The sequence below is a fragment of the Idiomarina sp. UBA4206 genome (assembly GCF_002383015.1).
GTDB classification, from domain to species: Bacteria; Pseudomonadota; Gammaproteobacteria; order Enterobacterales; family Alteromonadaceae; genus Idiomarina; species Idiomarina abyssalis.
Genome location: NZ_DFTS01000019.1, coordinates 1,332 through 3,822, shown reverse-complemented (window position 1 = coordinate 3,822; position 2,491 = coordinate 1,332). Strand labels below are relative to the sequence as shown.

At 47.9% G+C, this 2,491-nt stretch carries 3 protein-coding genes; all 3 read right to left on the bottom strand.

Annotation, left to right across the window (positions count from 1 at the left end):
- Positions 1-155 precede the first annotated feature (155 nt).
- Entirely contained in the window at positions 156-1,712 is a 1,557-nt protein-coding gene (purH, locus tag B3180_RS03905; RefSeq protein WP_278358840.1) for a bifunctional phosphoribosylaminoimidazolecarboxamide formyltransferase/IMP cyclohydrolase, read from the bottom strand.
- Positions 1,713-1,790: 78 nt separating this feature from the next.
- Entirely contained in the window at positions 1,791-2,084 is a 294-nt protein-coding gene (gene fis, locus B3180_RS03900) for a DNA-binding transcriptional regulator Fis (protein WP_011235515.1), read from the bottom strand.
- Positions 2,085-2,091: 7 nt separating this feature from the next.
- A partial coding sequence (locus B3180_RS03895) for a tRNA-dihydrouridine synthase (RefSeq protein ID WP_286843170.1) occupies positions 2,092-2,491 on the bottom strand: 400 nt, incomplete at its 5' end.

Sequence of the window (2,491 nt, the reverse complement as noted above, 5' to 3'; positions counted from 1 at the left end):
GGCTGGAGAGCAGGCACTAAGGGCACTTGCTAATACTATGACAGAAGCGGATGCTACTAATTTTCTCATGCTATCACCTGTAGGGTTGGGAACTTGTCTATTAGACTAGCCCCCAAACGTTACGGACGCAATGCTATGCCCACTGGTTAAGTTGCCTAGTGGCGGAAATGTCTCATGCCGGTGAATACCATCGCGATACCGTGTTCATTAGCTGCGGCGATGATCTCTTCGTCACGGATCGAGCCCCCCGGCTGAATGATAGCGCTGATACCTGCTTCGGCAGCGGCATCAATACCATCTCTGAACGGGAAGAAAGCATCAGAAGCCATAACGGAACCTGGCACACTAAGATTTTCGTCGGCCGCTTTTATACCGGCAATTTTAGCGCTGTAAACGCGGCTCATTTGGCCCGCGCCTACGCCTACTGTCATACCGTCTTTGGCATAAACTATGGCATTAGACTTAACAAACTTGGCAACTTTCCAGCAGAATAATAAGTCGGTCATCTGTGCTTCTGTTGGTTGCTTTTCAGTGACCACTTTTAATTGGTCTGCGTTAAAGTCCTGGTTGTCGGTATCTTGTACCAATAAACCGCCACTAACTCGCTTGTAGTCTAACTGAGTGTTGGTGTCTCCCCACTCGCCGCACTCTAACAAACGAACGTTCTTCTTACCGGCAACTGCAGTTCTGGCTTTGTCGCTGACACTCGGCGCGATAATAACCTCAACAAACTGGCGCTCGACAATAGCTGTTGCCGTTGTTTCATCCAGCTCACGGTTGAAAGCAATAATGCCACCGAAGGCGGAAGTTGGATCGGTCTTAAAAGCACGATCATAAGCATCGGTAATGGACTCACCAATTGCGACACCGCAAGGGTTTGCATGCTTAACAATAACGCAGGCCGGCTCAGCAAAGTTTTTTACGCATTCAAGCGCCGCGTCTGTATCGGCAATATTGTTAAAGGACAACGCTTTGCCCTGAATTTGCGTGGCGCTGGAAACGGTACCGGCTGGAGCATTACGTTCGGTATAAAATGCAGCCGACTGATGTGAGTTTTCGCCGTAACGTAAGTCCTGCTTTTTCGATACCTGCAGGTTTAATGTACGTGCAAAGTCATTTTCACTCAGTTGCTTACCAAGGTAATTTGCAATCATGCCATCGTACTGGGCGGTGTGTTCGAATGCAGCGACCGCTAAGTCGAAGCGAGTGCTGTGGCTGACTCCGTCCTGTTCTTCTAGTTCAGCAAGCACGCGTTGGTAGTCATTGGCATTGACAACAATGGTCACGTCTTTGTGATTTTTGGCTGCAGCGCGAACCATAGTCGGGCCGCCAATATCGATATTTTCTATCGCGTCCTCTAACGTGCAACCTTCTTTGGCTACCGTTTCAGCAAAGGGATACAGGTTAACCACAACCATATCGATAGGCGCAATATTCTGTTCCTGCATGACTGTCTGATCGATATCGCGACGACCTAAAATGCCTCCGTGAACTTTCGGATGCAAAGTTTTTACGCGCCCGCCCATAATCTCTTCCTGGCCGGTATGCTCAGAAACGTCAATAACGGTTATGCCTGAATCGCGAAGTAGCTTAGCGGTGCCACCTGTAGAGAGAATTTCAATGCCTTTTTTGGCCAGAGATTGAGCGAATTCAACAATACCGGTTTTATCAGAAACACTGATTAAAGCGCGTTGGATTGGACGGGTTTCCATTGTTTTGCCTTTCTATAACTCAGTTAAATTACGGGGAGGTCAATAAAAAAAGGGCGCCAAAAGGCGCCCAAAAAATTCTTAATTCATGCCGTATTTTTTCAGCTTCTTGCGTAAAGTGCCGCGGTTAATACCTAACATAGTTGCGGCGCGGGTTTGATTACCCCGGGTATAAGTCATGACTTCTTCTAGTAGCGGCGCCTCCACCTCGGATAACACCAGCTCGTACAATTCTTCAGGGTCCTGACCGTCCAGCTGGCGCAGAAAGCTATTCAACGCTTGCTTCACGGAGTCACGCAACGGCTTTGGCTGTGCGTTATTACCGATAGTGGTCAGGGGAGATACGTTTTCACGACTAGGGTTTTGATCAAACATAATACGCTTATCTCTTCTCTACAGTGACAAAATAATCTTCAAGTGCCTTAAGTTGCGCTTCGGCATCCTCAAGACGATTAAATGTTTGCCTGAATTCATCATTGCTGGCTTTTTCTTTTAAATACCAACCAACGTGTTTCCTGGCGATTCTGACACCCTGGTAACTGCCGTAAAATTCGTGCAATTTACCAACGTGATGAATGACGGTTTCAGCCACTTCAGTTAGCGACGGCGGTTGAAGTTCCTTGCCTGTCTGAAGAAAGTAAGCAATTTCTCTAAACAGCCAGGGATTACCCTGCGCGCCACGACCAATCATAATGGCATCTGCCCCGGTATACTCAAGAACTTGTTTTGCCTGTAACGGTGTACGAATATCGCCGTTAGCAACAACGGGAATCGAAACGGCG

Coding starts and splice junctions, on each gene's coding strand:
- purH (WP_278358840.1), bottom strand. CDS start 1,712: ATGGAAACCCGTCCAATCCAACGCGCTTTAATCAGTGTTTCTGATAAA.
- fis (WP_011235515.1), bottom strand. CDS start 2,084: ATGTTTGATCAAAACCCTAGTCGTGAAAACGTATCTCCCCTGACCACT.